The 24,338-nt window shown below is 60.3% G+C and carries 17 protein-coding genes; 11 read left to right on the top strand and 6 right to left on the bottom strand.

Features of this window, described 5'->3' with window-relative positions:
* Nucleotides 1-67: 67 nt before the first annotated feature.
* Complete coding sequence (locus tag AXG89_RS16840) at nucleotides 68-976, top strand: DMT family transporter (RefSeq protein ID WP_062171038.1); 909 nt, start codon at nucleotides 68-70, stop codon at nucleotides 974-976.
* Nucleotides 977-998: 22 nt separating this feature from the next.
* Here AXG89_RS16840 and AXG89_RS16835 read toward each other — a convergent pair whose 3' ends face one another.
* The gene (locus AXG89_RS16835; protein ID WP_062171036.1) at nucleotides 999-1,481 is read right to left on the bottom strand and encodes a cupin domain-containing protein; all 483 of its coding nucleotides are present in this window, start codon (nucleotides 1,479-1,481) and stop codon (nucleotides 999-1,001) included.
* A gap of 63 nt (nucleotides 1,482-1,544) precedes the next feature.
* A complete protein-coding gene (locus AXG89_RS44155) occupies nucleotides 1,545-1,670 on the bottom strand; it encodes a hypothetical protein (protein WP_256701236.1) in 126 nt (41 codons plus the stop codon).
* Nucleotides 1,671-2,010: 340 nt separating this feature from the next.
* Between AXG89_RS44155 and nadC the strand changes: the two genes are divergently transcribed.
* From nadC to AXG89_RS16820, 3 genes are all read left to right on the top strand, one after another.
* Entirely contained in the window at nucleotides 2,011-2,847 is an 837-nt protein-coding gene (gene nadC / locus AXG89_RS16830; protein WP_062171034.1) for a carboxylating nicotinate-nucleotide diphosphorylase, read from the top strand.
* A gap of 7 nt (nucleotides 2,848-2,854) precedes the next feature.
* Nucleotides 2,855-4,660, top strand: coding sequence for a phosphonate metabolism protein/1,5-bisphosphokinase (PRPP-forming) PhnN (phnN, locus tag AXG89_RS16825; RefSeq protein ID WP_062171031.1), 1,806 nt, complete (start codon nucleotides 2,855-2,857; stop codon nucleotides 4,658-4,660).
* 81 nt (nucleotides 4,661-4,741) lie between these two features.
* The gene (locus AXG89_RS16820) at nucleotides 4,742-6,085 is read left to right on the top strand and encodes an MFS transporter (RefSeq protein ID WP_062171028.1); all 1,344 of its coding nucleotides are present in this window, start codon (nucleotides 4,742-4,744) and stop codon (nucleotides 6,083-6,085) included.
* Between the two features lie 18 nt (nucleotides 6,086-6,103).
* Here the strand turns inward: AXG89_RS16820 and AXG89_RS16815 are convergent, their stop codons facing one another.
* On the bottom strand, nucleotides 6,104-6,880 hold the full coding sequence (locus AXG89_RS16815) for an FRG domain-containing protein (protein WP_062171026.1): 777 nt from the start codon (nucleotides 6,878-6,880) through the stop codon (nucleotides 6,104-6,106).
* A 420-nt stretch (nucleotides 6,881-7,300) separates the two neighbouring features.
* On the opposite strand from AXG89_RS16815, the gene AXG89_RS44640 reads away from it, so the two are divergent.
* The 6 genes from AXG89_RS44640 to AXG89_RS16785 all read left to right on the top strand — a co-directional run bounded on the left by AXG89_RS44640 (nucleotide 7,301) and on the right by AXG89_RS16785 (nucleotide 20,009).
* Entirely contained in the window at nucleotides 7,301-7,642 is a 342-nt protein-coding gene (locus AXG89_RS44640) for a helix-turn-helix domain-containing protein (protein WP_205583077.1), read from the top strand.
* A 68-nt stretch (nucleotides 7,643-7,710) separates the two neighbouring features.
* Complete coding sequence (locus tag AXG89_RS16805) at nucleotides 7,711-8,514, top strand: alpha/beta hydrolase (RefSeq protein WP_062171023.1); 804 nt, start codon at nucleotides 7,711-7,713, stop codon at nucleotides 8,512-8,514.
* 201 nt (nucleotides 8,515-8,715) lie between these two features.
* Nucleotides 8,716-9,060 (top strand): response regulator, encoded by a 345-nt coding sequence (locus AXG89_RS16800; RefSeq protein ID WP_062171021.1) that lies wholly within the window; start codon nucleotides 8,716-8,718, stop codon nucleotides 9,058-9,060.
* Nucleotides 9,061-9,921: 861 nt separating this feature from the next.
* Entirely contained in the window at nucleotides 9,922-10,242 is a 321-nt protein-coding gene (locus AXG89_RS16795) for a hypothetical protein (RefSeq protein ID WP_062171019.1), read from the top strand.
* Between the two features lie 266 nt (nucleotides 10,243-10,508).
* Entirely contained in the window at nucleotides 10,509-19,202 is an 8,694-nt protein-coding gene (locus AXG89_RS16790; RefSeq protein ID WP_062172552.1) for a GH36-type glycosyl hydrolase domain-containing protein, read from the top strand.
* Nucleotides 19,203-19,364: 162 nt separating this feature from the next.
* Nucleotides 19,365-20,009: a hypothetical protein gene (locus AXG89_RS16785; RefSeq protein WP_062171017.1), complete on the top strand. Its 645-nt coding sequence runs from the start codon at nucleotides 19,365-19,367 to the stop codon at nucleotides 20,007-20,009.
* A gap of 30 nt (nucleotides 20,010-20,039) precedes the next feature.
* Here the strand turns inward: AXG89_RS16785 and AXG89_RS16780 are convergent, their stop codons facing one another.
* Nucleotides 20,040-20,906: an ATP-grasp fold amidoligase family protein gene (locus tag AXG89_RS16780; RefSeq protein WP_062171015.1), complete on the bottom strand. Its 867-nt coding sequence runs from the start codon at nucleotides 20,904-20,906 to the stop codon at nucleotides 20,040-20,042.
* Nucleotides 20,907-21,095: 189 nt separating this feature from the next.
* Nucleotides 21,096-21,935 carry an SDR family oxidoreductase gene (locus AXG89_RS16775; RefSeq protein WP_062171012.1) on the bottom strand — a complete coding sequence of 280 codons (840 nt, stop codon included), beginning with the start codon at nucleotides 21,933-21,935 and terminating at the stop codon, nucleotides 21,096-21,098.
* Between the two features lie 96 nt (nucleotides 21,936-22,031).
* Here AXG89_RS16775 and AXG89_RS16770 point away from each other — a divergent pair, with 96 nt between their 5' ends.
* Nucleotides 22,032-23,018 (top strand): AraC family transcriptional regulator, encoded by a 987-nt coding sequence (locus AXG89_RS16770; RefSeq protein ID WP_069638387.1) that lies wholly within the window; start codon nucleotides 22,032-22,034, stop codon nucleotides 23,016-23,018.
* 61 nt (nucleotides 23,019-23,079) lie between these two features.
* Here AXG89_RS16770 and AXG89_RS16765 read toward each other — a convergent pair whose 3' ends face one another.
* Nucleotides 23,080-24,324 (bottom strand): DUF1479 domain-containing protein, encoded by a 1,245-nt coding sequence (locus AXG89_RS16765; protein WP_062171010.1) that lies wholly within the window; start codon nucleotides 24,322-24,324, stop codon nucleotides 23,080-23,082.
* Between the last annotated feature and the right edge of the window lie 14 nt (nucleotides 24,325-24,338).

Below are 24,338 nucleotides of genomic sequence, written 5' to 3'. Positions count from 1 at the left end.
TTTCGGGCGGCGTCTTAAATCCGGGTTCAATCGAACAACCGGATCAACCATTGAAGGTGGTGTGACCATGAACCCCGCATATCCGGCATTCGCTTTATTGGGTTTGATATGGGGTACGAACTTTCTGTTCATGAAATGGGCAAGCGTGATGATCACGCCCGTGCAGATCGTAGCGTTGAGGGTGCTGTTCGGTTTTGTACCGCTGCTCGTATATGCGCTTTTGTCGCGATCCCTGAAATGGCGCCACGCCCGGCATGCCCACCATTTTGTCGTCATGTCCGTATTGGCCACGGTGGTGTACTACTATGCGTTCGCCAAGGGTGCATCGTTGCTGCCGTCGAGCGTGGCCGGCATGCTGAGCGGCGCCATACCGCTGTTCGCGTTCGTATGCGCCTGGGCCCTGCTTCGTGCCGAACGTCCGACAGGGCGCATGATCGCGGGCGTGGTCTGTGGATTTGCCGGTGTCCTGCTGATCGCCCGGCCATGGGCTGCATCTACTTCGGCCGTGAGCTTGCCGGGCGTGCTTTACATGATTGCGGGCTCGATGAGCGTAGGGTGTTCATTTGTCTATGCGCGCAGGTTTATATCGAAACTTGACATATCCCCGGTCGCGCTTTCCACCTATCAGATCGGGCTGGCACTGGCCATCATTGTGTGCATAACGGATTTTCGCGGCGTCACTCGAATCGCAGATGACCTGCGGGCGTTGACCGGCCTCGTCCTCGGCTTGGGACTGCTCGGGACGGGCGCGGCATATATTCTTTGTTACTTCATCGTAAGGAGGCTGGGTGCGATTGCCGCGTCAGGCGTCACCTACATTCCGCCGGTCATCGCACTTCTAATGGGCGTGTGGTTCGCACATGAATCCATCAGGCCCCTCGATCTGGTCGCGATGTCGTGCGTCCTCGGCGGAGTCTATCTTTTGCAGACAGGACGGCGCGTGCCTGCAGTCGCTCGCGTGATCAAGGAAGTTTGACTGGCCGGGAGACCCTGCTGCTTCAATCGGGCATGCCGTCATGCTCGCCGAGCGTTCTCGTGGGCCAGTCCACCCAGCGATCCGGGCGCGCACGTTCGTAAGCTTCGTTAAGCGGATAACGTATGCGGTTGTCGTCGCGCGGACGCTCGCCTATCACCATCAGCCTGACTTCCTCTTCCGTGTTGTTGATAAACGTGTGGCAGATCCCGGTCCCTGCCGGGAACGCAACAGAATCGCCTTCTGTAATGGCGTGCAGCACTCCGTCGATCCAGACATCCGGCTTGCCTTCGAGCACGTACACAAACTCCTGCTCCGTACTTTCAGCGTGCGGATATGACGTCCGCCGTCCCGGCAGAAGTCTTACATGATGAATGCCAATACGCGTGATGCCGAGTGCATCGGAAAGGGGTGCGTCGAGCGCCATGCGTTCCGTGTCACCGCGATACACGTGCGCCTCGGCTTCTTCCAGTTCGGTCCAGTGTTTGATGAATTCAGGTCGGCTCATTCTTTGTTTTTCCTGTGGGAGAAGAATGATGATACCGGTTGAGGAGCAAGCGGAGTGGGGCAATCAGCGCATTGCTTCCTGTTCACGACCGTTGGTTTCGCCAGGCTCAGCCACCATGATTTCGTGCGTATATAGCGTACACGCTATATACGCAGTTTTATCGAGGCGCTTGTCGGCCAACCAGTCCATTGAGGTTTTCCCGATAAATGTGCACATGCAGCAAACTATCACCAAAAAATGGCGCTTGTGCACCAAAAAAACAATACGAAAACTGCTTGGAAAAAAATAATGTGTACGCTAGAGTTAGTCCATCAACTTAGAGCACTAAGTAAATCGCGATGTGGTCCTGAGGCAGGTGCTTCGAGTTCTGAAGAACATATTTAAAAGACGAGGCCGCGAAATCGGCCCAAATCGAGTGGGCAATTGCAAGCCCGTTCCAGACAATATGTTTAGGCATGCACACGAAGCTGAAAGCAGTTTCCTGCACATTTTTTTTGTTTGATCTTTTTACAAAACTCTGGAGATGGCAATGTACGACGTATTTCAAACCGACCGACTGATCGATACGTGGCTGGCAGAAGACATCGGATACTGCGACCTGACCGCTCAGGTCATGATCGAGGCGAATGAAACCGGCGCCTTCTACATGAACGCCCGCGAGGACCTGATCGTGTCAGGCATCGACGTGGCGGCCCGTGTGTTCAAGCGCTATGACCCCACGCTGGAAGTGGCGGTGCGTGTCAGCGACGGCGACCGGCTGAAAAAGGGCGCTGTCATGCTCGATGTGCGCGGGAACGCGAGGAGCGTACTGACCGCGGAACGTACGGCGCTCAATATCGTGCAGCGTATGTCGGGTATCGCCAACCTCACGGCCGAATACGTGAAAGCGGTGGAAGGCACGCGCGCTTGCCTCATCGATACGCGCAAGACCACCCCGGGGCTTCGCATGCTGGAGAAGCATGCCGTCACGTGCGGCGGCGGCCTGAATCATCGGCTTGGACTCGACAATGGCGTGATGATCAAGGACAACCACATTGCTGTATGCGGTGGCATTGCGAAAGCTGTGCAACGGGCGCGCCGTCAACTGCCTGTACTGACGAAGCTCGAAGTGGAATGCGACCGGCTGGAACAGGTTCAGGAAGCGCTCGATGCCGGCGTGGACGTCATCATGCTGGACAACATGTCGGTGCAGGAGATGTCGAAGGCTGTAGAACTCGTCGGTGGCCGCACGAAACTGGAAGCATCCGGTGGCATCAACCTCACGACCATCGGCGAAATTGCGAAGACGGGCGTGGACTATATTTCCACCAGCAAGATCAACCAGGCTTCCTTGTGTGTGGACATCGGTCTGGACGAAGCGGAGTAATCGCGCAATGTCCGACGGAATCTTCTTTTTTGTTGTGGGCCCGAGTGGCGCCGGCAAGGACTCGCTTATCGATGCGGTGCGTGGTGCAGACCGTCCGTTCGAGATCGCACGAAGGGTCATCACCCGGGCTCACGGTTCGCCGGGAGAAGACCACGAAGCGCTGGGCGAAGCCGAGTTTTCCGCGCTGGAACGTCAGGGCGGATTCCTGATTACGTGGTCCGCGCATGGCTTGAAATACGGTTTGCGCCGCGAATTGCTCGGTGTCTTGGCGCATGGCCGCCACGTCATTGCCAACGGATCTCGCGCGATGGTCGAGGCGCTTCGCGCTTGTGTTCCGAATCTGGTCGTCATCGAGGTGAGTGCACCGGTTTCCGTGCTCGCCGAGCGCATTCTCGCCCGGGGCCGGGAAACGCCGGAAGAGGTCCGGCAACGCGTGATGCGCAAGGTCGAACCTTTCCCGGCGGATGTCGAAGTCGTCAGGGTATCGAACGATGGAACGCTGGAGCAGGGCATCGGACGTTTCATCGCGGCGCTTGACCGTGCGACCCAACCGCCTGCGCCGAGCATGGCCGCGATGAAAGCCAAGCTTGCCGGCGATGCACTCAATGAAACCGAATACGGCGCGGTGCTCGATGACATTCTCGCGTTGCGCTATTCCGATCGCGATATCAACGCCTTTCTTCTGCAGGCATCTCAGCATCTGAGCGACCGTGAAGTGCTGGCTCTTGCAAAGGTGCGCGCACGGCTGTCACCCCGCATCGAATGGAATGAACCCATGCTCGTTGACAAGCATTCAATGGGCGGCATTCCCGGCAGCCGCATCACGCTGATTGTCGTACCGATCGTCACGGCGTTCGGCCTCGCGATGCCGAAGACATCGTCACGTGCGATCACGTCGGCAGCAGGCACCGCGGACGCGATGGAGACTGTCGCCCGAGTCGACCTCACTCGGGCGGAAGTGCAGCGGTGCGTACAGGAGGCGCGTGGCTGCATTGCATGGAACGGACGCCTGAATCATTCAATGATCGATGACCGGATCAACGCATTCACCCGGCCGCTGGGACTCGATTCGAACCGCTGGTCGGTCGCATCCATCCTGTCGAAGAAATGGTCGGCTGGCTCCACGCATGTGATCATCGATTTGCCTTACGGCCCGCGTGCCAAGCTGAAAGATGAAGCCGAGGCGCGCGCGCTAGGCCAGCTTTTCGAATACGTCGGCACAGGCCTGGGCATGCACGTCAAGGCCATGGTGACCGATGGCCGGGGGCCAGTCGGGCGCGGCGTGGGACCTGCGCTGGAAGTGCGCGACGTCAGACTGGTGCTGACCAACGCGGCAGATGCGCCCGCCGACCTGCGGGAAAAGGCGCTGCTGTTCGCCGCGGAGATTCTCGCCTGGGCACCGGGCGTGGAAACAGTGGCGAAGGGGCGGGAAGTGGCTGAGTCCCTTCTTGCTTCGGGACAAGCGCTGGCGTCGTTTGAACGCATTATCGATGCACAAGGTCGCCGGGCACATCCGGTCTTGCCCGGCAAACATGTGCGCAAGGTCGTGGCGCAGCGCAGCGGCGTCGTTACGAGTGTCGACGGGTGGGCGATTGCAGGCGTGGCGCGCGCAGCGGGCGCGCCGGACGACCTGAGCGCCGGCGTGGACTTGCTCGTGTCTGTCGGACAAACCGTGGAAGCCGGCGACGCGCTGTTCCAGATCCACGGTGATGACGCGGAACACGTGTCCGCTGCGGCCCAGTCCGCCAATGGTCTCTCCACGCATCATATATCCACGGAACGGCTTGCTCGCTCCGTCAGCATTTCTGCATGATCCCTCGAATATTGGGGACGTGAATCCAGTTTCTTTTGGTTTCCTATAATCCGTGTGACCGTTATCACCTGGAGTGATTAAATGCCAAACAAGATCGGCAAGTTGCGGTGGGGGATTGTTTCGATGCTGGTCGCTCCCATCACCTTCGTGATGACGCTGGATCGGGCGGCCATGACGATTGCGGCGCCCACCATTCAGAAAGAGCTGGGCCTCTCGCTGGTCGAGATGTCGGTCATCCTGACTGTGTATTTCTGGGCCTACGCTCTGGGGCAGGTTCCTGCGGGTCGTCTGGCCGAGCGGCATGGTTCACGCAAGGTTCTGGCGGGAACGAGCGCGCTGTGGTCTTTCATGATGATCCTGACGCCGCTGGGAACGGGGTTCAACTGGCTCGTCGGTTGCCGGGCCTTGCTTGGCGGAGCGCAGTCCGCTGACTGGTCGAGCGGCGTGCTTGCAGTGAAGCGCTGGTTTCCGAAGAGTGAACGCGCAAAGGGGAATTCCTTTCTTCTTGGCGGCCTGTACCTCGGGCCGATCGTCTCCGCGCCGCTTACCGCGTGGATGATCCTGCAATTCGGCTGGCACTCCGTCTTCTATGTGTTCGGCGCAATAGGCATCCTGCTTGGCGTTGCATGGTGGTTTGGTTATCGCGATGTTCCCGCAAAACATCCTTTGATCAGTACGGAGGAGGCGGCTTACATTGCGGCGGGGCAAACGGAATCCGAAGTCGCGACGAAGGGCGTATTTTTGAAGTGCCTGAAGCATCCTCGTTTCTGGCTGTTCGGCATCCAGTACTTTCTGCTGGTCTTGATCCAGAGCTTCTACACGACCTGGCTGCCTACATACCTGATGCGTGCACGAGGACTGTCGCTCAAGTCGATGGGGTTCGCTGCATCGCTGCCATGGATTGCGGTATTCGTGGCGGTGTTTGCAGCGGGTATCGTTTGCGACAAGATATTGAAGCGAACTCAATCGGTGTGGGCGGCACGTGTGCCGGTTGCAATGGCGGGCTTCCTTGTCAGCGCGGTGACGCTGTGCCTCGCATCATTCGCTGTCAACATTGCTGCGGTCATCGGGTTCTTGTGTTTGTCGTTTGCTGCGGTGGGATTCGTGCAGGTCGTCGTGTGGTCCGCCACGCAGGACCTGGGCCGGAGCTTCACGGGCGTGATGTCGGGCTGGACCAACCTATGGGGCGCTGCGTCGAACGTGGCGGGGCCCATGAGCGTTGCGCTCATGGTCAAGCTGACGGGAAACTGGGCGAGCGCTCTGGTTGTCATCGCGTTGGCGACGGGGCTGGGGACCGTGCTCTGGTTGTTCGTTCATCCGGAGAAACCGTTGTTCGATGCGCCTCCGGCAGAGCCGGCGCCATCGACGAGCAAGGGGCTTTCATCGGCGATAAGTGCCGAGGCTTCGGAAGAAGTCCCTTCATGATGGTCGGTAACGCAGGGCTCACAACTTCGGCCAGACCACCTCGAGCTCGAGCGCGATCGAACGAGCCAGCCCTTCCAGATCCGGGAACAACGACGCGTTAGTGATGTTCATCCGGTACAGCGAGCGCATTCCTTCGTCTCGCACTGAGAACGGGATAACGATCTTCCGGACCAGATCGTCGTCACTCGCGTAATGATCGAAGATCTTGTCGAGCGGTTCGTGCAGCAGGCCCGGCACCATGAACGTTCCCGCTTGAGCAATCAGCCGCCGGTCCATCTCGGTCGGCTCGCCAAACCAGATGATCGGGTTGGTATCGGGAAGAAAATACTTTTCGAAGTTCCCTGCTCTGCGGGGATCGATCATGTCGCGCGTGAGATCGGGCGCCGTTTTCGGTATTGCGCGGTCAGTGTAGAGAGCAGGCGTATTCACTGCGTAGACGGCGGACTCGCCAATGGCGCGTTCCAGTGCGAAGAACGCTGCTACGTAGGGAGATTTGGTGAAATCGAGCAGCCTTGTCGGCGCGCCATGATGCTGCATCAATCCAAGGCATCGAAGGTCATCTGACAGCACGCGTGCATCGGCAATGTAAGTATGCGCCTTGCGCCGGAAGATGCGTATTGCCCGCTGTTCCTGTACGCGCCAGTTGGATGCGTTGTGAACGAACGATGACAGGTAGCGTGCGAGCGAACTCTGCAATAACCAGTTGGCGTCCTGCTGGCCTCGAAATGCCCATCCGTCGAGTGCCAGACTCAGGTCGGTGAACTCTTGCCAACTGGAGACCTTGATCGTTTCCAATTTTATCGATTCCTTTGAGTTGCGATTCGGGAGGCGCTGCAGAAGCTATTGTAGGTACGGAAGATTGCGGGGAGCTGACTAGTGGATGTAGCCATGCCGGCTCAAGGTAAGCGTAGCACGCAAGTCAGCGTACCGAACTCTTTTGAAACACGGGCTTCGACGTACGGGTTATGCGTCTGCCGGCTTGCACCGGCTTAAGATCAATCAGCGCGTGGTGCATGGCAGGTGCTGGAAAGCTTGGCGACATTGGTCGAGTTTGCCAAATCATGGTGAAATCACGCCAAACGTAATTTTGCCACCGAAGGCCGATCGATCACATGCCTGCGCCAAGTGACTTCTCCAACCCCATCGAGCTTGTGGAGCCGGATCTCGTGCCTCGACCGGTTGTGACCTTCAGTTCGGGCGGTTCGGTTCGCGTCGGTGTCAGTCGTCACGAAACGGTTTTTCATTGTCACTCCAGGGGCGAATTGCTTGCGCTGCACCGTGGCGTACTCACCTGCGAGATGGAAGGCGGTCTGTGGCACGGGGTCTTCGGTCCAGCAGGTTGCGGACGACCTCGGTTATGAGAGCGCCGGCAGCTTCGTCGCCATGTTTCGCAAGGCGTTCGGCACCTCGCCAGGACGCTATGCGGCGCAACTGCACATACAGCGCGCTTGCGGTGCGAGTCGCAATTTCATTCGCTCTCTGCCGCTCGAACCCGGCATTTCCAACCTCTTGATGTTTCCAGTCCAATGCCCGCTCGACGCCTCACTCGCTTGTTGACGATCGCTGCGGCATTATGCGCGGGTCCGCTTGGCGCAGAACCTCTGCATTTGCAGGAGTACCTCGCAATGCATGGGCGCGCCGCAGATGAACACATCCCATACGGTCCGGCTCCGTCGCAATTCGTGGAGCTATTTCGCGCCCGTGGCAGCGGTCCGTTTCCCGTCGTTGTGCTGCTTCATGGTGGCTGTTGGGCGCATCAGTATGGCGGCTTGCGGCAGATCGCGCCTCTCGCCAGTGCGCTCGCGGAGAAGGGATGGATGGTGTGGAACATCGAGTATCGCGGCATCGACGAAGCGGGTGGCGGCTTCCCCGGGACGTATCTCGACGTTGCGCAGGGGCTGCAAAAACTTTCGGACGAAGCGGCGCGCTTGAACATCGACCTTTCCCGAATGGTCGTGGTCGGACATTCAGCGGGCGCGCAGCTCGCGCTATGGGCTGCTGCAAGAAATCGCATTGCCCCGGACAGTCCGCTTCATTCGGCCAACCCGCTCTATCTGCCAACCGTGATCGGGCTTGGCGTGCTGCCTGATCTTGGAGATGCAGACGGTATCAAGCGAGCATGCGGCGCAAACGCCGCCGTGCTGACCGGTAAGCCGCAACCCGGTCGCACGGATGTATTCGCCGACACCTCGCCGCAAAGCATGCTGCCCATCGGCTCCACGATGATCCTGATCAACGGCGAGCTGGACACTGTAGCGCCGCCCGCGCTTGCGACGCACTTCGCAAACGAAGCGCGCCGCGCGGGCGATGACATTCGTCATCTCGTGGTTCCCGATGCAAGCCACTACGACGAAGTCTCGATTGATTCGCCCGACTGGCCGGTGCTACTTAAGACAATCGAGTCCGCAACCAAAGCTGGTGTCGACTGATTGCATGATTCGAAACGGACCTTGAACCCATGAACAGTCCGGATTTCGTCGATGAGGTATTGACTACTGTGGCTGGCATACAGCACGGACTAACACTGTGTGCGGGCAGGGACGGGGCTCGAAGCGATACAATCGTCTGCGTTTTTCCCGGCTATCGCCTAAAGTTGCAATCAAAACGCCTTTGTTGTCAGGAGCCAAATCGTGAATGTCTTGCTTGTTGATGACAACCGCGCATCTGCGGATGCCCTCGCAGCCCTTGCGTCGACCATGGGGCACGAAGCCACCACCGCATATGACGGCCATGACGCAGTGGAACTTGCGCGCGCCACCACTTTCGATCTGATCCTGCTGGATCTTCGCCTGGGTGATGCAGACGGCAGGGAAGTGTGCGCCGCGATCCGGCGTGAGGGTTTGTCCCGACATTCGCGAATCATCGCGATGACAGGGCATGTCGGATTGGAACAGGAGGTGAGCCTTGGTGACTTCAATGGGTACGCCCTCAAGCCTCTTGAGTTTGACCGGCTGGAAGACCTCCTGACCTCCTAAGCGGATGGCTTTGAAACCAGGCCAAGGATCGCTGGCCCCTACAGCTAACCATCAGTCTTTCAGCAACAGCGTCCCCGGACGGGTCGATTCCCCATCCTTGGCGTGGAGCGGGCTTCGTTGCAGACATCCCAGTCTGCACATGGCAGGCTAGGGTGTCGTTTGCGAAGTGCCTTTCGCTGGCGCGCTGCCGTTATCGTGGCCGTTCATGCCGGTTCCCTTCTTATGAGCCCGCGCCGGTGCCGAACCCGTCCCGGTCCCCATGCCGCCTCCGACAGAGGTTGTTCCATCCGGTCTCGCTCCTGCGCTCTTTTGGCCTCCGTTCGAACCTCCTCCAGATCCACCGCCGCCGCCGGACCCACCGCCTGATTGTGCGTAGACGGCCGACGCCATGGCGAGGCTCACGGTGGAAAAGACAATTGCCATTATTTTCCGTTTCATTGCGTAACCACCTTTTGGTCGATTGATTAGCCAACAGAGATCGTTCGAGGGCGCCTGTGCGATCAGACGGGGAGCGCAATTAACCGCTCGTCTCCAAACGCGCGAGACGCGTCGAGCGGCAGGAACCGCTCCGCATTTTTAGTGCCCACGTGGGGTGGAGCGGAAAAGAGACCGACGTTCCCCATTCACGAACGCGCAGGCAAAGAGATGCGGCGGAACCGGATGCTGTCGCTGCTACCTCAGCCACCAGCAAACGGCGCGAATAATGGGGTACGGACAGGCGAAATCCCGCTCCCCTAAAAAGAATTAGCCTTTTCCCGCCGATTTGTGTTCCCCTGAGGCAGCACCGACTGCGCGGGGAGTACGCGTGGTCGCTGGTTGCGCAGCGCCGCTGCATGACTGCCGAACAGGAGAATTGCAGAAATGAATCGCAGTATTGTAGAAGGCTTGCTGGCGGAACACGGGGAAGGAAAGTTCGTTTTAAGCCATCGCATACATGGTCACGACTTCGAAGTGATGGTTTCACTGCTGCAAAATTCAGGAAATACGTTCGTGCGGAATTACTGCGCGAGAGCCCCCATTCTTAGCGGAATCAACGGACTTGGCGATGCCGCAGCGCAAACCTTCGGCGCTGCGCACGCCACGATCAAGGAAGATCTGCTCAACAAACCCGCAGGCGTGTCTCTGTTTGAGCACGTCAGCGATCCGGCCAAACGGCGCGTGTTCATTCGCCCGTTCGATTAAAACGGACCCCGCAACGTTGATTGAATGAACCCAGCCGGGGCGCACGCGCGGCCGCGCTGACAGCGCTTGCTGGCCGGATTCTGCGCCCGTTTCGGATGCCATGCGCCAGGCGTCCTTGATCTCTACCCCATTCGGCGCCCACATCGGGGATGACGCCTCTTGCGTCGTGGTTCACATGGGATTTCCTTGGCACTTCGTTCTCCGACGATAGCCAAGCGCCTTCGCGCGTCCTGCCGAAAGCTGTCACGCACGCAACATGGACATCGATGGACTTATTCCGCTCCAAATCAACGCGCAAACCCAATTTGCTTCTGTCCACCTACGCAAAATGGAAAACGCAATCCCGGGCGTTGCCGCCAGAGCCCGCGTTGCGCGCCGAGCTTTTCAGCGCGGACCAGATGGAACTGCACGGGTCGCATCTGGCGGGCCTGCACCGCTTGAGTACCGGGTCAGGGTCAGACCACCTGCTGCCGCGGCTCACCAATAACGAAGCGGCGCTGCTGAACGCCTACGAACGACTCACGAAAGCAACGCTCGGCAGCTACCGCGTCACGCCCGCTGCCGAGTGGCTGCTCGACAACTACTATCTGATCGCAGAACAGATCCGCATTGCGCGTCACCATCTTCCCAAAGGATACAGCCGCGAACTGCCGCGCCTTGCAAACGGGCCATCGAGCGAATTGCCGCGCGTCTACAGCATCGCGCTGGAGACCATTTCACACGGCGACGGACGGGTCAACAACGAAAGCCTGTCCCGCTTCATCGCTGCATATCAGACGGTGACACCGCTCACGCTCGGCGAGTTGTGGGCCATCCCGATCATGTTGCGCCTGGCGTTGATCGAAAATCTGCGGCGTGTTGCGAGCCGTGTGACGACCGACCTGGACGACCGCAACCTGGCAGGGCAGTGGGCGGACCGCATGACCGAGACGGCCGGACGCGATCCCAAGAGCGTGGTGCTGACGGTCGCCGACATGGCGCGCTCCAGGCCGCCGGTGGCAAGCTCCTTCGTGGCCGAACTTGCGCGGCGCTTGCAGGGTCAGAGCGCGACCCTGGCGTTGCCGCTGACATGGATCGAACAGTTGCTCGCGGAGTCGGGCCTGAGCATCGACCGCATGGTGCAGATGGAAGCGCAGCAGCAGGCGGCCGACCAGGTGTCGATCAGCAACAGCATCAGCAGCCTGCGCTTGCTTTCGTCCACCGACTGGCGCGATTTCGTCGAGAGTGCAAGTCTTGTCGAGCAAGTCCTGCGGGAAGATCCAGCCGACGTCTATCGGGCGATGGACTTCGCCACGCGCGACCGCTACCGGCATAGCGTTGAACGGCTCGCACGTGCGAGCAAGCGTCCGGAAGAGATCGTGGCGCGTGCCGCGATCAACCTCGCCCGCGATGCCGTGAAGGCGACGCCTCTTCGCGGTGTCGCACATCACGTTGGGTTTTATCTGTTGCGCGATGGCGTTGCGTTGCTCGAACGGCATCTGCAAGCGAAGGTCAGTGCAATCGAGGTGTGGCGTCGCATCCTGCGGCTGGCGCCTTTGCCAATCTACCTGACGCTCGCCGCGCTGATCACGTTCGCGTTCGCATGGCCGTTCCTCGATGCTGCGCATCGTCACGGCTGGCACAGCGGCCTGATTGCGCTCCTCGCCGTGCCCGCGCTGCTCATGGCGAGCCGCCTTGCGATCGATCTGGTCAACTGGTCCGTCACGCTGACGGTCCAGCCCGACTGGTTGCCGCGCCTCGATTTCACCAAGGGCATCCCGGCGCAAATGCGCACGCTGGTCGTGATTCCATCGTTGATCGGCAGCGCAGAGGACATCGAGGACCTGGCGGAAGGGCTCGAAGTGCGGTTCCTCGCGAATCGCGATCCGCATCTGCATTTCGGCTTGCTGTCCGATTTCATGGACGCGGCCACCGAGCATCTGGACCAGGATGCCGGCCTCATGCTCCGCGCGCAGTTCGCCATTGAAGCGTTGAACGAAAAGTATCGCGACACGGAAGGCGACCGGTTCTTCCTGTTTCATCGGCCGCGACGCTGGAACGCTGTAGAAAAAACCTGGATGGCGCATGAGAGAAAGCGCGGCAAGATCGCTGAACTCGATGCGCTGCTGCGAGGCGAGGGACGAGACCGGTTCTCGCTGATCGTGGGGAACATCGTGGCGTTGCCCCGCGTGCGCTACGTGATCACGCTCGATACGGACACCCAGCTTCCGCGCGATGCAGCCCGCCAGTTCATCGGCGCAATTTCGCATCCGCTCAATGCAGCAGTCTACGACGCGCACAAGAAACGGGTCACATCCGGCCACGCGATCCTCCAGCCGCGCGTAAGCGTCAGTCTGACGAGCACGGCACGCTCGACATACGCGCGGCTGTTCGGCGGCGATGCCGGTATCGATCCGTACACGCGGGCAGCGTCCGACGTGTATCAGGATCTGTTCCGAGAAGGGTCGTTCATTGGCAAGGGGATCTACGAAGTCGATGCGTTCGAGCAGGCAGTAGAGGGGCGTTTTCCCGATAACCGCATCCTCAGTCACGACCTGGTGGAGGGCTGCTATGCGCGCGCCGCCTTGCTGAGCGACGTGCATCTCTACGAGGAATATCCGTCGCGTTACAGCTCGGACGTCAACCGTCGGCATCGATGGATTCGCGGCGACTGGCAACTGCTGCCCTGGATTTTCCCTTGGGCGCCGACACAGGATGGCGGCCTCGCGCGCAATCCGCTTTCGCTGCTGTCCCGCTGGAAACTGTTCGACAACCTGCGCCGCAGCGCCGCGCCGGCCGCCTTGCTGGCCATGTTGCTGACCGGCTGGATCAGCGGCTGGCAGCCGGCCGTCTGGACCATCGCGATCGTCGCGCTGAGTCTGGGAATGCCGCTGAGCGCCAGCCTGATCGAATTGCTCCAGAAACCGCACGACATGCCGTTGCGCCGGCATATCGCGTTGACCACGCAATCGGCAGGTCGTCACCTCGCGCGGGCGCTGCTTGGGCTAGCGTGGCTGCCACACGAAGCGCTGTACAGCATGGACGCGATTGTCCGCACGCTTTGGCGGGTCGGTTACAGCCACAGGAAGATGCTGCAATGGAATGCTTCGCGCGAGGTGGAGCGGGCCGCAACGAACGACCCGAGGGCGCTCTACAGGCAGATGGCGATCGGCCCGCTGCTTGGGGCAGCGTCGATAGTACTGTTCATCCGGACACCGGAAACGCTGGCGGCCGTATTGCCGTTTGCGCTGGCGTGGCTGGTATCTCCGTTGCTTGCATGGTGGATCAGCCGGCCACCTGTTCAGACCGAGAGCGCTTTTGCTGCCGGCGAAACGCAGTTCCTGCGCGCGCTGGCCAGGAAAACGTGGGCTTTCTTCGACGAGTATGTCCGCGCCGACGACCACTGGCTGCCGCCCGACAACATCCAGGAAATGCCGACCACCGGCGCGATGGTCATCGCGCGCCGCACGTCGCCGACCAACATGGGGATGGGACTGCTTGCGCATCTGGCGGCGTTCGATTTCGGGTATCTGAGCGCGGGACGCATGCTCGCTAGAGTCGGGGAGACGCTTGCGACCATGGACGGCCTCGAGCGTTATCGCAATCATTTCCTGAACTGGTACGACACGAGTACGCTGGAGGCGCTTGGACCGCGCTATGTCTCGACGGTCGACAGCGGCAACCTCGCAGGCCATTTGATGACCTTGAGCCGCGGCTTGCTGCAACTGGCCGACGAACCGGCGTTCGACCGGCGCGTGTTCCCGGGTCTCGCCGATACCCTCGATGCCTATCGCGCAGCGGCCCACGCTGCAGAGTTCGATCTCGACGCATTCCTGCCGCTCTCGGGTCTTCTGGGCGCAGCGTCGGCAACGCCGCCGCGCACGCTTAGCGAAGCAGTTGCGGTCATGCGCCAGGTATCGGTCCTGACGGACACGCTCGTTCACGATATCAAGGGCGGCGCTGACAGCGATCTCGCTTTCTGGTCGCGGGCGCTCAAGGCGCAATGTCTCGACATCGCGCATGAGCTCGATCTCTTCGACCTGACGGCCGCGCCGGATTCAAGTGCAGCCCTGCCGACCATCCGCCAACTCGCTCTACTTGATATGAGCGCGTGGCATGACCCGTCGGACACGCGCGTTATTGAAGTACGGAACGCGGCGGTCGACCGTATTGCGCAAGCTGAACGCCTGGCACGACTGGCGGGCGAGCTTGCCACGATGGACTTCAAGTTCCTCTACGACCGCAGCCGCGAACTCTTGAGCATTGGATACAATGTGGACGAACGGCGTCTCGATGCCGGCTTCTACGACCTGCTTGCATCTGAAGCACGATTGACGAATTTTGTTGCCATCGCGCAGGGCCAGTTGCCGCAAGAAAGCTGGTTCACATTAGGACGCTTGCTGACGAGTACCGGCGGTGTTCCCGTGTTGCTGTCGTGGACCGGTTCGATGTTCGAGTACTTGATGCCGATGCTCGTCATGCCCACATACGACGGCACGCTGCTCGACCAGACTTGCCGCGCAGCGGTCGCCCGGCAGATCGAATACGGTCATCAGCTCGGCGTGCCGTGGGGCGTGTCGGAATCCGGCTACAACGTGCTCGACGCGCAGTTCAATTACCAGTACCGCGCGTTCGGCGTGCCCGGGCTCGGGCTCAAGCGTGGACTTGGCGACGACGTGGTCATTGCGCCTTACGCGACCGCACTCGCGTTGATGGTGGCGCCTGACGCCGCATGCCGCAACTTGCAGCGTCTCGCCGCAACCGGCGCGGCCGGCCGATTCGGTCTGTACGAAGCCATCGATCACACCCAGGCGCGCGTGCCTCGCGGCCAGAGCTCGGTCGTGATCCAGTCGTACATGGCGCATCATCAGGGCATGAGCCTGTTGTCGCTGGCAAGCGTCCTGCTGGGGCAACCCATGCAGCGGCGTTTTGAATCTGACCCGCAGTTCAAGGCGACCACGTTGTTGTTGCAGGAGCGCATCCCGAAGACCGCGACGGAATACCTGCCGACGCCCGGGCTGCCTTCCGAGGATTCGGCCGCGCTGATTGCCGAAACCAAGTTGCGGATCTTCACGGACCCCGACCGGCCGAGACCTTCCGTGCAATTGTTGTCGAACGGCCGGTATCACGTGATGGTCAGCAGCGCGGGCGGCGGTTACAGCCGCTGCGGCGATCTGTCGGTCACGAGGTGGCGCGAGGACATGACCTCCGACAACTGGGGCATGTTCTGTTATCTGCGCGACGTTGCAAGCGGCGAATTCTGGTCGAGCGCGCATCAGCCGACGCTTCGGCATCCTGATCTTTACGAAGCAATTTTCTCCGATGCACGCGCCGAATTCCGTGTGCGCGAACGTGATTTCGATTCGCATACCGAGATCGTGGTTTCGCCTGAAGACGATATCGAGCTGCGGCGTGTTCGCATCACCAATCGCGCGCGGGTCCGGCGGACCATCGAACTGACGAGCTATGGCGAAGTCGTGCTTGCACCGGCGATTGCCGACGCGGCGCACCGCGCGTTCAGCAACCTGTTTGTCCAGACAGAGCTGCTGGAGCCGCTGCAGGCAATCCTCTGCACGCGGCGCGCCCGGTCGAGCAAGGAAGTGGTGCCATGGATGTGCCACTTGCTGGCGGCGCATGGCGTTGATATCGATGCAATTTCGTACGAGACCGATCGTGCCCGTTTCATCGGCCGGGGACGCAACGTGGCGCATCCCGCTGCGATGGACGACGGTTCCGACACACAGGGCCGGCTCTCCAACAGCGCGGGGTCGGTGCTCGACCCGGTCGTCTCCATTCGTTGCAGGATCACGCTCAACCCGGGGCAGTCGGCGACCATCGACTTCGTGACGGGCATGAGCGACAGCCGCGACGGGTGCCTGCACCTCATCAACAAGTATCGCGACCGTCAGCTTGCAGACCGTGTGTTCGACCTTGCGTGGACGCATAGCCAGGTGTCGCTCAGGCAGATGAACGCAACGGTCTCCGATGCCCGGCTTTACGAGCAAATGGCGGCATCGATCATCTATGCGAACGCTTCGTTGCGCGCGGAATCCGGCGTGTTGAGCGCGAATCGCCGCAATCAGTCGGGACTGTGGGGCCAGTCGATATCAGGCGACTTGCCTATCGTTCTGCTGCAGATCACCGATATGGCGAACATCGAACTGGTCCGGCAGATGGTGCAGGCGCACGCGTACTGGAGGCTGAAGGGTCTGGCTGTCGACCTCGTGATCTGGAACGAAGACCATGCCGGGTACAGGCAGGATCTCCAGGACCTGATCATGGGTCTGATCGCTTCGGGCACGGAAGCCAACCTGATCGACCGCCCGGGAGGAATCTTCGTTCGACCTGCCCAGCAATTGTCACGGGAAGACCGTGATCTGATGCAGGCGGTCGCCCGCATTATCGTGAGCGACACGCGAGGAAGCCTTGCCGAGCAAGTCGAGCGGCGGCGTCCTGAAACAAGCGAAGCGCCGTTCGAGCCGACGCCGGGGTATGCCGAGGAACCCTCGCTGGAAAGGCATCCTGCCGAAAAGCCGCACGTGCTGATTTTGCAAAACCCCTATGGCGGTTTTTCAGAAGACGGCGCCGAGTACATCATCAGATTGCAGCCTGGGCAAGCGACACCCGCGCCGTGGTCCAACGTGCTGGCGAATCCGGAATTCGGGTCGGTCGTCTCGGAGAGCGGGGGCGCCTATACATGGAGCGAGAACGCACACGAGTTCAGGCTGACGCCATGGATCAACGACCCTGTCAGCGACAGTAGCGGCGAGGCGTTTTATTTGCGCGACGAGGAGACCGGTCAGCACTGGTCGCCCACGCCGCTGCCCCGGCGCGGCAGCGGCACATACACCACGCGTCACGGATTTGGATACAGCGTCTTCGAGCACGAGGAAGAGGGCATCCGGTCCGAGTTATGGGTGTACGTCGCGTTGCACGCATCGATCAAGTTTTCGGTGCTCAAGATCCGCAATGTCTCCGGTCGTGCGCGACGCCTTTCTGCGACCGGCTATGTGGAGTGGACGCTCGGAGACCTGCGCGAGAAATCCGCCATGCACATCGTCACCGAAGCCGATCCGCTGACGGGGACGCTCTTTGCCCGCAACGACTATTCGATGGAATTCGGCGGTCGCGTCGGGTTCTTCGCCGTCGACGAAGGGGTGTCGAGTTTCACGTGCGATCGCCGCGAGTTTATCGGCCGCAATGGCAGCCTTCGTGCGCCAGCGGCCATGCGGCACGCCCGATTGTCCGGACGTGCGGGCGCCGGGCTCGATCCCTGCGCGGCACTGAAAGCGGACTTCGATATCGCCGATGGCGACAGTCATGAAATAGTTTTCCAGATGGGCGCGGCACACGATGCGCAGTCGGTGGAGGGTCTTGCGAAGGCGTTTCGCGGGTCGGCAGCAGCGGCCAGCGCGCTCCATGAAGTGCGTGAGCACTGGCGGGCGACGCTTGGACGCGTGCAGGTGAAGACACCCGAGCCGGCGGTGGACGTGCTTGTGAACGGCTGGCTCATGTACCAGGTCATCGCTTGCCGGTTCTGGGCTCGCAGCGGCTATTACCAGTCGGGCGGCGCATTTGGATTCAGGGATCAGTTGCAGGACTCCATGGCGATGATTCACGCCACACCGCAGCTCACCCGCGCGCATTTGCTCTTATGCGCCGCGCACCAGTTCCCGGAGGGTGACGTGCAGCACTGGTGGCATCCGCCGCTTGGACGCGGCGTGCGCACCGAATGCTCGGACGACTACTTGTGGCTCGCCGTTGCGACCAGCCGGTATGTCGCGATTACAGGCGACCGCAGCGTGCTCGACGAACGCGTCGGATACATAGAAGGGCGCGCAGTCCACGTCGGCGAGGACTCTTACTACGACTTGCCGGGAACTTCGCCGCTGGTCGAAACGCTCTACGCGCATTGCGTTCGCGCGATCGAGCATGGAATGACGAAGGGCGCTCACGGGCTCCCGCTAATAGGCAGTGGCGACTGGAACGACGGCATGAACCTCGTTGGCGCACAGGGCCGGGGTGAAAGCGTGTGGCTTGGCTTTTTCCTCTACGACGTACTGCTCAAGTTCGCCGACACCGCGCTCATGCATGGCGATGCCGGGTTCGCAACCCGCTGCCGGAGCCAGGCAGTCCTATTGCGCGATAACCTGGAACTGCATGGCTGGGACGGCGATTGGTACAGAAGAGCGTATTTCGACGATGGCACTGCACTCGGATCTGCCGCCAATGACGAATGCAAGATAGATTCGATTGCGCAAAGCTGGTCGGTGTTGTCCGGCGCGGGGTCCGCTGACCGGCAGCGCGAGGCTATGGCGTCGCTCGATCGATATCTGGTGAAGCGCGACGCCGGGCTGATCCAGCTTCTGGCACCGCCGTTCGACCGTTCGGCGCTCGATCCCGGATATATCAAGGGTTATGTGCCCGGCGTGCGTGAAAACGGCGGCCAGTACACGCATGCAGCAATATGGGCGACGATGGCTTTCGCCACGCTGGGTGACAGCGAGCGCGCCTGGGAATTGCTGCGCATGATCAACCCCGTCCTTCATGGCAGAGGCGGACCGGCCATCACGCAGTACAAGGTCGAACCGTATGTGATGACGGCCGATGTCTATGGCGTCAGTCCCCACGAAGGCCGAGGCGGGTGGAGCTGGTACACGGGCTCGGCGGCCTGGATGTACCGGCTGGTGGTGGAGTCGTTGCTTGGTTTGAGCGTGATCGGTGATCGCTTGAGCGTCGCACCGCTCTTGCCGGCGAACTGGCGTTCCTTCGAGATGACTTATCGGTACGGGGATACGCCGTTCCGCATAACGGTCAATGAGGCTGCGATCGATAGCGCGAAGCACGCCATTCTTGATGGTGTGCCACAGCAAGGCGGTGAGGTGATATTGGTCGATGACGGCCGCGAGCACACGGTCGAAATGGGGTTTCCACGGGCGGCGCAAGGATCGGCGCCTATCGTCGTCCTGGAAGATTCGTGACGTTGCATCTCGCTGATTGCGGCGGCACAAGCCGGCACCATGCGGATGGCGCAGAATAGCGCGGCAGGCGAGTGCAACGGTGTCTGAGAACGAAGGTGGCGCCTGACACAACGGGTGTCAGCGCCAAGGTGTTGGGCGAATTCATGCACTGCAAAGAGACTTATGAAAAAAGGGAAAACAAAACTGACTCGCCAGGATGCCGAGCGTCTTTTCGAGGGCTTGCCCGCCGGGGATGCCAGGGCATCGAGCCGGCCCGAGAATCCGTTCGAAGCGGGGGTGTTCGACGTCGTCAAGCGCGTCGACGATGAAACCAGGCTCTGGAAAGACAATCTCATCACGCTTCCAACGGCAATCGAATTGCCGGCGGGGTATGACTCTGCCTCTCACCTGCGCGAGGCAATGACGCGATCATTACGCGTGAAATGGGTGAGGGAAGGTGCAAGCGAGATTGTTGCCGAGTTCCCCGAGGGATGGACGGCCGTTCGTCCGGACAGCGGGCCCATAGAGTTGCGCGATTCGTCCGGCGTGGTCCGCGCGCTATATGGGTGGGCCAAGGACGCCGAGCTCAGGGTTTTGCCGCGGTACCAGGTTGAATCGCAGACGAACAGTTCAAGCGGACTGGGCAGCCTGCTGATCCGGGATCGCGCGATTGGTCAGGTCCTCGAAAGGTCATCGATCTGGTCTGCTCAAACGGGCACCAACCATCCGGATTGGACGAGGTTGTCCGCGTGGCTTACTGCCCGCTATCCAAAACATCGCGACCCGCTGCGGTATTGGGAGGATTGCGAAGAAAACAACCCTGAATGAAGCTGTTTGGGAGCGCCGAAAAAGGGAATGTCATTCCCGTAAGAGCCGTCCCCATTCGTAATCGATCCGGTCGGGAACGAAAGGCAGGACGCCGGCACCGGGCGTGAAAGTAAGCTCGCCAAAATAGATGTTGTCGCCAGGCGCATACAGGTCCACGCGAACGTAATCGAAGCCTTCAGACAACGTTTTTGCCGTGTCCAGTATCGCTGCCAGATTCGGTGGCGCACCGGGTGGTTCTTCGCTGCGAGAGTAATAACCGATAACGAAATCAAGACGATTCCAGCGCACGTCGAAGATATCGCCGCGAGTGGTGTCGCCGAATCGGTCTGAGATGACCGAGATGTACATGACCGGCTGCGCGTTGCCCCTTCGGAAGCAGTGCACTTTGTAGTCGGGCGGCAACTTGCCGCGTTCATCGAGAAGCAGTTGCTCGAAGAAGATCCGCGGCCTGATTTTGCTGTAATGCCTTTCCCTCGAAACTTTATAAAAATCGGTCTGCAGCCACTGCTCGGTCAGGTGCTGCAGTCTCTCGAACGAGGTTTGCGATTTGTCCCTGACCACTTCCACAAAGCTGCTGCCGTGATTTGCCTTCATGACGAAGGAAGCCGGCAACGCGTCGAACGCTGCGCGTGTGAACGCGACCGGCGCGGCAATCAGCGGGACCAGATATTTTTGCGCCAGTTTCTCACTGACATAACTTCGAACAGCCAGTTTGTCAGTGAGTGGGACGTAACGGGGGTCGGGATCCATGCTTCTCCGCAGGATCTTTTCGTTGAAAGTCGTTGGCCGCCTGAGGTTAGGAAACCGGCCAACATACTTCCTGTGCAGAAGGCTGAGAAAGATCGAGTCGGGCAACGTCGACTTGGCAAAGTCCTTGATTCGTCTGATTAGTGGCATCCGAACACACCTTGGGAATACAAGCGATTGTTCCTTGCTTGCGGCCGGAGTGTGAGCCTGAAGTTCACTATCCGATGGTCGCTGCGCACGCGGCGTGTACGGTTCGCCTGGTACGAACAGTATTAACGTGGCGACTGCCGGTCTTATTCCGAGGATCGTGTGTTTCTTTGCAGTTGACGTGCCGAAGCTTTAGTTACCCGAAGGAAAGTCTGTCGAAAACGCGAGTTCTTTTTGTGCTTCCAGCGACGCGAGACGATCGCTCAATTGCTTGTGCATGACGCCATAAGCATCGCTGCCGAGCGCTATACGTCTGGGCGCGGGATTCTGGTCGGCGCTGGCAATCATGATTGCGGCCATCTTCGCCGGATCACCAACCGGAATGCTGGTTCCTTCCTCCACCGTTCGATGCGCCATGCGCGCCGGCGACACATCATAGGCATCGAGCTTCGGCGAAAGCCGGGCGCTTTGGTAGCGGAAGTTCGTTCGTGCACCGCCGGGTTCGACCAACGTGCAGCCTATGTTGAACACGGCGACCTCCTGTCCGACTGAATCGATGAAACCCTCGATTCCCCACTTGCTTGCGTGGTACAGCGATCCGCCCGGGAATACCGCTTGTCCGCCCATCGTGGACAACTGGATGATCCGGCCACCGCCCTGGCTTCGCAGATGGGGAAGCGCTGCGCGAACTGTCTGAATGGAGCCGATGAGATTCGTGTCGATCTGGTGTCCGATCTGCTCGTCGGTCATTTCCTCGGCCGCGCCGAATAGTCCGTAGCCCGCATTGCTTACGACGACGTCGATACGGCCGAGATCGTTGAACGCCTGATCGACGACGCGGCGAATCGCGACGGCGTCCGTCAAATCGAGCATTGCGAGCCAGAGCGCGTCGCCGTGGCGAGCCTTGAGATCGGCCATCGAATTAAGATTACGTACGGTACCGGCGACGCGGTCGCCCCGCGCAAGAAGTTGCTCTGCCATGTGACGGCCGAAGCCGCTGTTGACGCCAGTGATAAACCAGGTGCGCTTCATGATGTCGAGATCCTTTCCGAGGTGTTCGGGTTTCAGGTCCGTGGGCAACGAGCCCAGGCAGTCAGCCAAGTCTAAGTGGAGTAACCTGGATTTTGAATGCTTGAAAGTCGGGATTTATTGCGTCAGAATCCGAGCATCATGCTCGATCCCTTCTCAGACTTTCTCAGCCTCATGAACGCGCGGTCCATCATTTCGGGTGGACTTGTCGCGGGCGGCGCCTGGGCAATCAATTTCCCGCGTGCGGACACGGTCAAGTTCTGGGGCGTGGTGCGGGGAAGCTGCTGGCTGCTTTTGGAAGACGACACGGCGCCGGCTCGCATCGAAAGCGGAGACGTGTTTCTGCTTTGCGCGCCGCGATCACACGTCCTCGGCAGCGACCTCGCGGCGGAGCGCGTCGATCTCGCTGATGTTCTCGAAGGACGCATCGGCGCCGTGGTACATCATGGTGACGGCGATGACTTTTTCATGATCGGCGGCAAAGTCGAGTTGAGTGCTGCATCCAGCCAGTTTCTGCTGGAAGCGTTGCCGCCCTTGATCCATGTGCGCGGGACATCGAGGCAAGCGCAACCCCTTGGCTGGCTACTCGAACAACTTGTCCGGGAGCGCCGGGATGCGCTTCCTGGGGTGCATATCGCCTCGAATCAACTCGCGCATTTGATGTTCATTCAAATACTGCGGGCCCACTTCGAGGCAGGCGGGTTCCAACCTGCCGGATGGCTTCGCGCCCTGAGCGACAAGCGTCTCGTGCCGGTGCTCCAGCTTATGCATGGCGACCCCGGCCGCGTCTGGCAACTTCGGGAACTCGCACAAGCAGCGTCGATGTCACGGGCGACTTTTGCAGCGTACTTCAAGACAGTTGCCGGGATGTCGCCTCTCTCGTATCTGACGAAATGGCGCATGCACCTCGCGCAGCGGGCGCTTCTGGAGAGCCGGATGCACGTCAACGTGCTTGCGCGGTCATTGGGCTACACATCCGAGAGTGCGTTCAGCAATGCTTTCAGACGTATCGTGGGCTGCTCGCCAAAGGACTTTCGGCAACAGGCGGCGAAGGACGTTGTGATTGAAGACAAGGTCGAAGTGTGATGACTCACCAGGCGGACGCACGCCATCGTGGCGTGCCGTCGTGTCCTTTGATTGATGGCGATTACAGACCAAAGCCGAGTTGCGCTTTGCCAAGCGGCGTCAAGTCCTCGGCTGTCGCTCGTCCGGCAAAATCGACTTCGAAATTGTCGGCCGGGAAGTCGGGCGGGCTCTTGCCTTCAATGAAGCTGGATAACTGCCGCTTGAGGTATTCGTCGTTTTTGGCGCATGAGGGTGCCGACGCGATGTACATCACATTGCTGTAGCCCGCACCGCGGTGTGCATCTTCCACCGCGTGAATCACGTCGCTGTGCCAGAACACGGTGTCGCCCGCCTGCATGTGTGGGATTGACGAGAGGGCGTCGAACAGCGGCGCATGAAATTCCGGCTTGATGGAAAGTGCGCGGCCGGGCATGGCGCCGCACAGGTCGTCGTCGGCCACATCGTCCTGAAGGGCGCGCAACAGGATGTATGCCATTGAATTCGCAATGGGCACGAGTTGCAGCGTGCCATCGCCAGCTCCTTGTGGCGTGAGCGCAGTCCACCCCTGAAACGTGCGAAACATCGAACATACTGCAGGCGATGCAATCTCCTCCACGTCCGGCCGGAACGCGGCGTCGAACGGGTCGTATTGACGCCAGTTCCCATCGAATACATGCCGATAGACCTTGCGGAAATTGCCCTCGATCCAGCGCTCGACCGAGCCGCCATCGCAATGCGCCGACAAGCCCAATGACTCGGAGCCGGGTGGCCGCCGGCGCATCCGGTCCGCATAAGCCGGCACGCGCTCCGGATCGAAGTGGACCCGGCCTTCACTTTCGTTGCACCACAGTCGGTTCAAGAACACGCGCGCCGCAGTCAGCGACGGCGCCTGCCGCGCAAGTACCTGCGGCTTCGACCAGTACACGCCATAGATCTGCGGCTTGCTCGATGCAAGCTGCCCAAAATACTTGTCTTCTGCACGGGTCTTCAGTCGTGTATCCAGGTCGTTGCGCTCCACGTACTCTGCAATGTCACGGTCCCATTGCTCGACCTTCGAGCGGTCGAAGACGTTGCGGATTACACAAGCACCGCGCGTCTTTACAAGGTCGATCTGCGCGGCACTCACGCGCTGCTCCGCGATGTCCGAGAACTGGATTTCGGGGATTACGTTTTCGCCGCGACCGCGTTGTGCGGCGAGCCTGGCGGCTTCGGCGCGAATAGCTTCGTCCACCTCCGCGAAGACATCTCGGTAGTTCGGCAGGCGCGCACGAAGTTCCTGCTTGGCCTGCCGGATGGCTGCGGGAAGGTCGTCGATTTTCAGCGCCATGATTGTCTCCTTAT

This window comes from Burkholderia sp. PAMC 26561, from assembly GCF_001557535.2.
Lineage (GTDB): Bacteria > Pseudomonadota > Gammaproteobacteria > Burkholderiales > Burkholderiaceae > Caballeronia.
This window is presented reverse-complemented; position numbering and strand designations above follow the sequence as displayed.

Excerpts from the sequence above, each read along its gene's own strand:
- AXG89_RS16840 (WP_062171038.1), top strand. The coding sequence starts at position 68 with ATGAACCCCGCATATCCGGCATTCGCTTTATTGGGTTTGATATGGGGT.
- AXG89_RS16835 (WP_062171036.1), bottom strand. The coding sequence starts at position 1,481 with ATGAGCCGACCTGAATTCATCAAACACTGGACCGAACTGGAAGAAGCC.
- AXG89_RS44155 (WP_256701236.1), bottom strand. The coding sequence starts at position 1,670 with ATGGACTGGTTGGCCGACAAGCGCCTCGATAAAACTGCGTATATAGCG.
- nadC (WP_062171034.1), top strand. The coding sequence starts at position 2,011 with ATGTACGACGTATTTCAAACCGACCGACTGATCGATACGTGGCTGGCA.
- phnN (WP_062171031.1), top strand. The coding sequence starts at position 2,855 with ATGTCCGACGGAATCTTCTTTTTTGTTGTGGGCCCGAGTGGCGCCGGC.
- AXG89_RS16820 (WP_062171028.1), top strand. The coding sequence starts at position 4,742 with ATGCCAAACAAGATCGGCAAGTTGCGGTGGGGGATTGTTTCGATGCTG.
- AXG89_RS16805 (WP_062171023.1), top strand. The coding sequence starts at position 7,711 with ATGCATGGGCGCGCCGCAGATGAACACATCCCATACGGTCCGGCTCCG.
- AXG89_RS16795 (WP_062171019.1), top strand. The coding sequence starts at position 9,922 with ATGAATCGCAGTATTGTAGAAGGCTTGCTGGCGGAACACGGGGAAGGA.
- AXG89_RS16790 (WP_062172552.1), top strand. The coding sequence starts at position 10,509 with ATGGACTTATTCCGCTCCAAATCAACGCGCAAACCCAATTTGCTTCTG.
- AXG89_RS16785 (WP_062171017.1), top strand. The coding sequence starts at position 19,365 with ATGAAAAAAGGGAAAACAAAACTGACTCGCCAGGATGCCGAGCGTCTT.
- AXG89_RS16780 (WP_062171015.1), bottom strand. The coding sequence starts at position 20,906 with ATGCCACTAATCAGACGAATCAAGGACTTTGCCAAGTCGACGTTGCCC.
- AXG89_RS16775 (WP_062171012.1), bottom strand. The coding sequence starts at position 21,935 with ATGAAGCGCACCTGGTTTATCACTGGCGTCAACAGCGGCTTCGGCCGT.
- AXG89_RS16770 (WP_069638387.1), top strand. The coding sequence starts at position 22,032 with ATGCTTGAAAGTCGGGATTTATTGCGTCAGAATCCGAGCATCATGCTC.
- AXG89_RS16765 (WP_062171010.1), bottom strand. The coding sequence starts at position 24,324 with ATGGCGCTGAAAATCGACGACCTTCCCGCAGCCATCCGGCAGGCCAAG.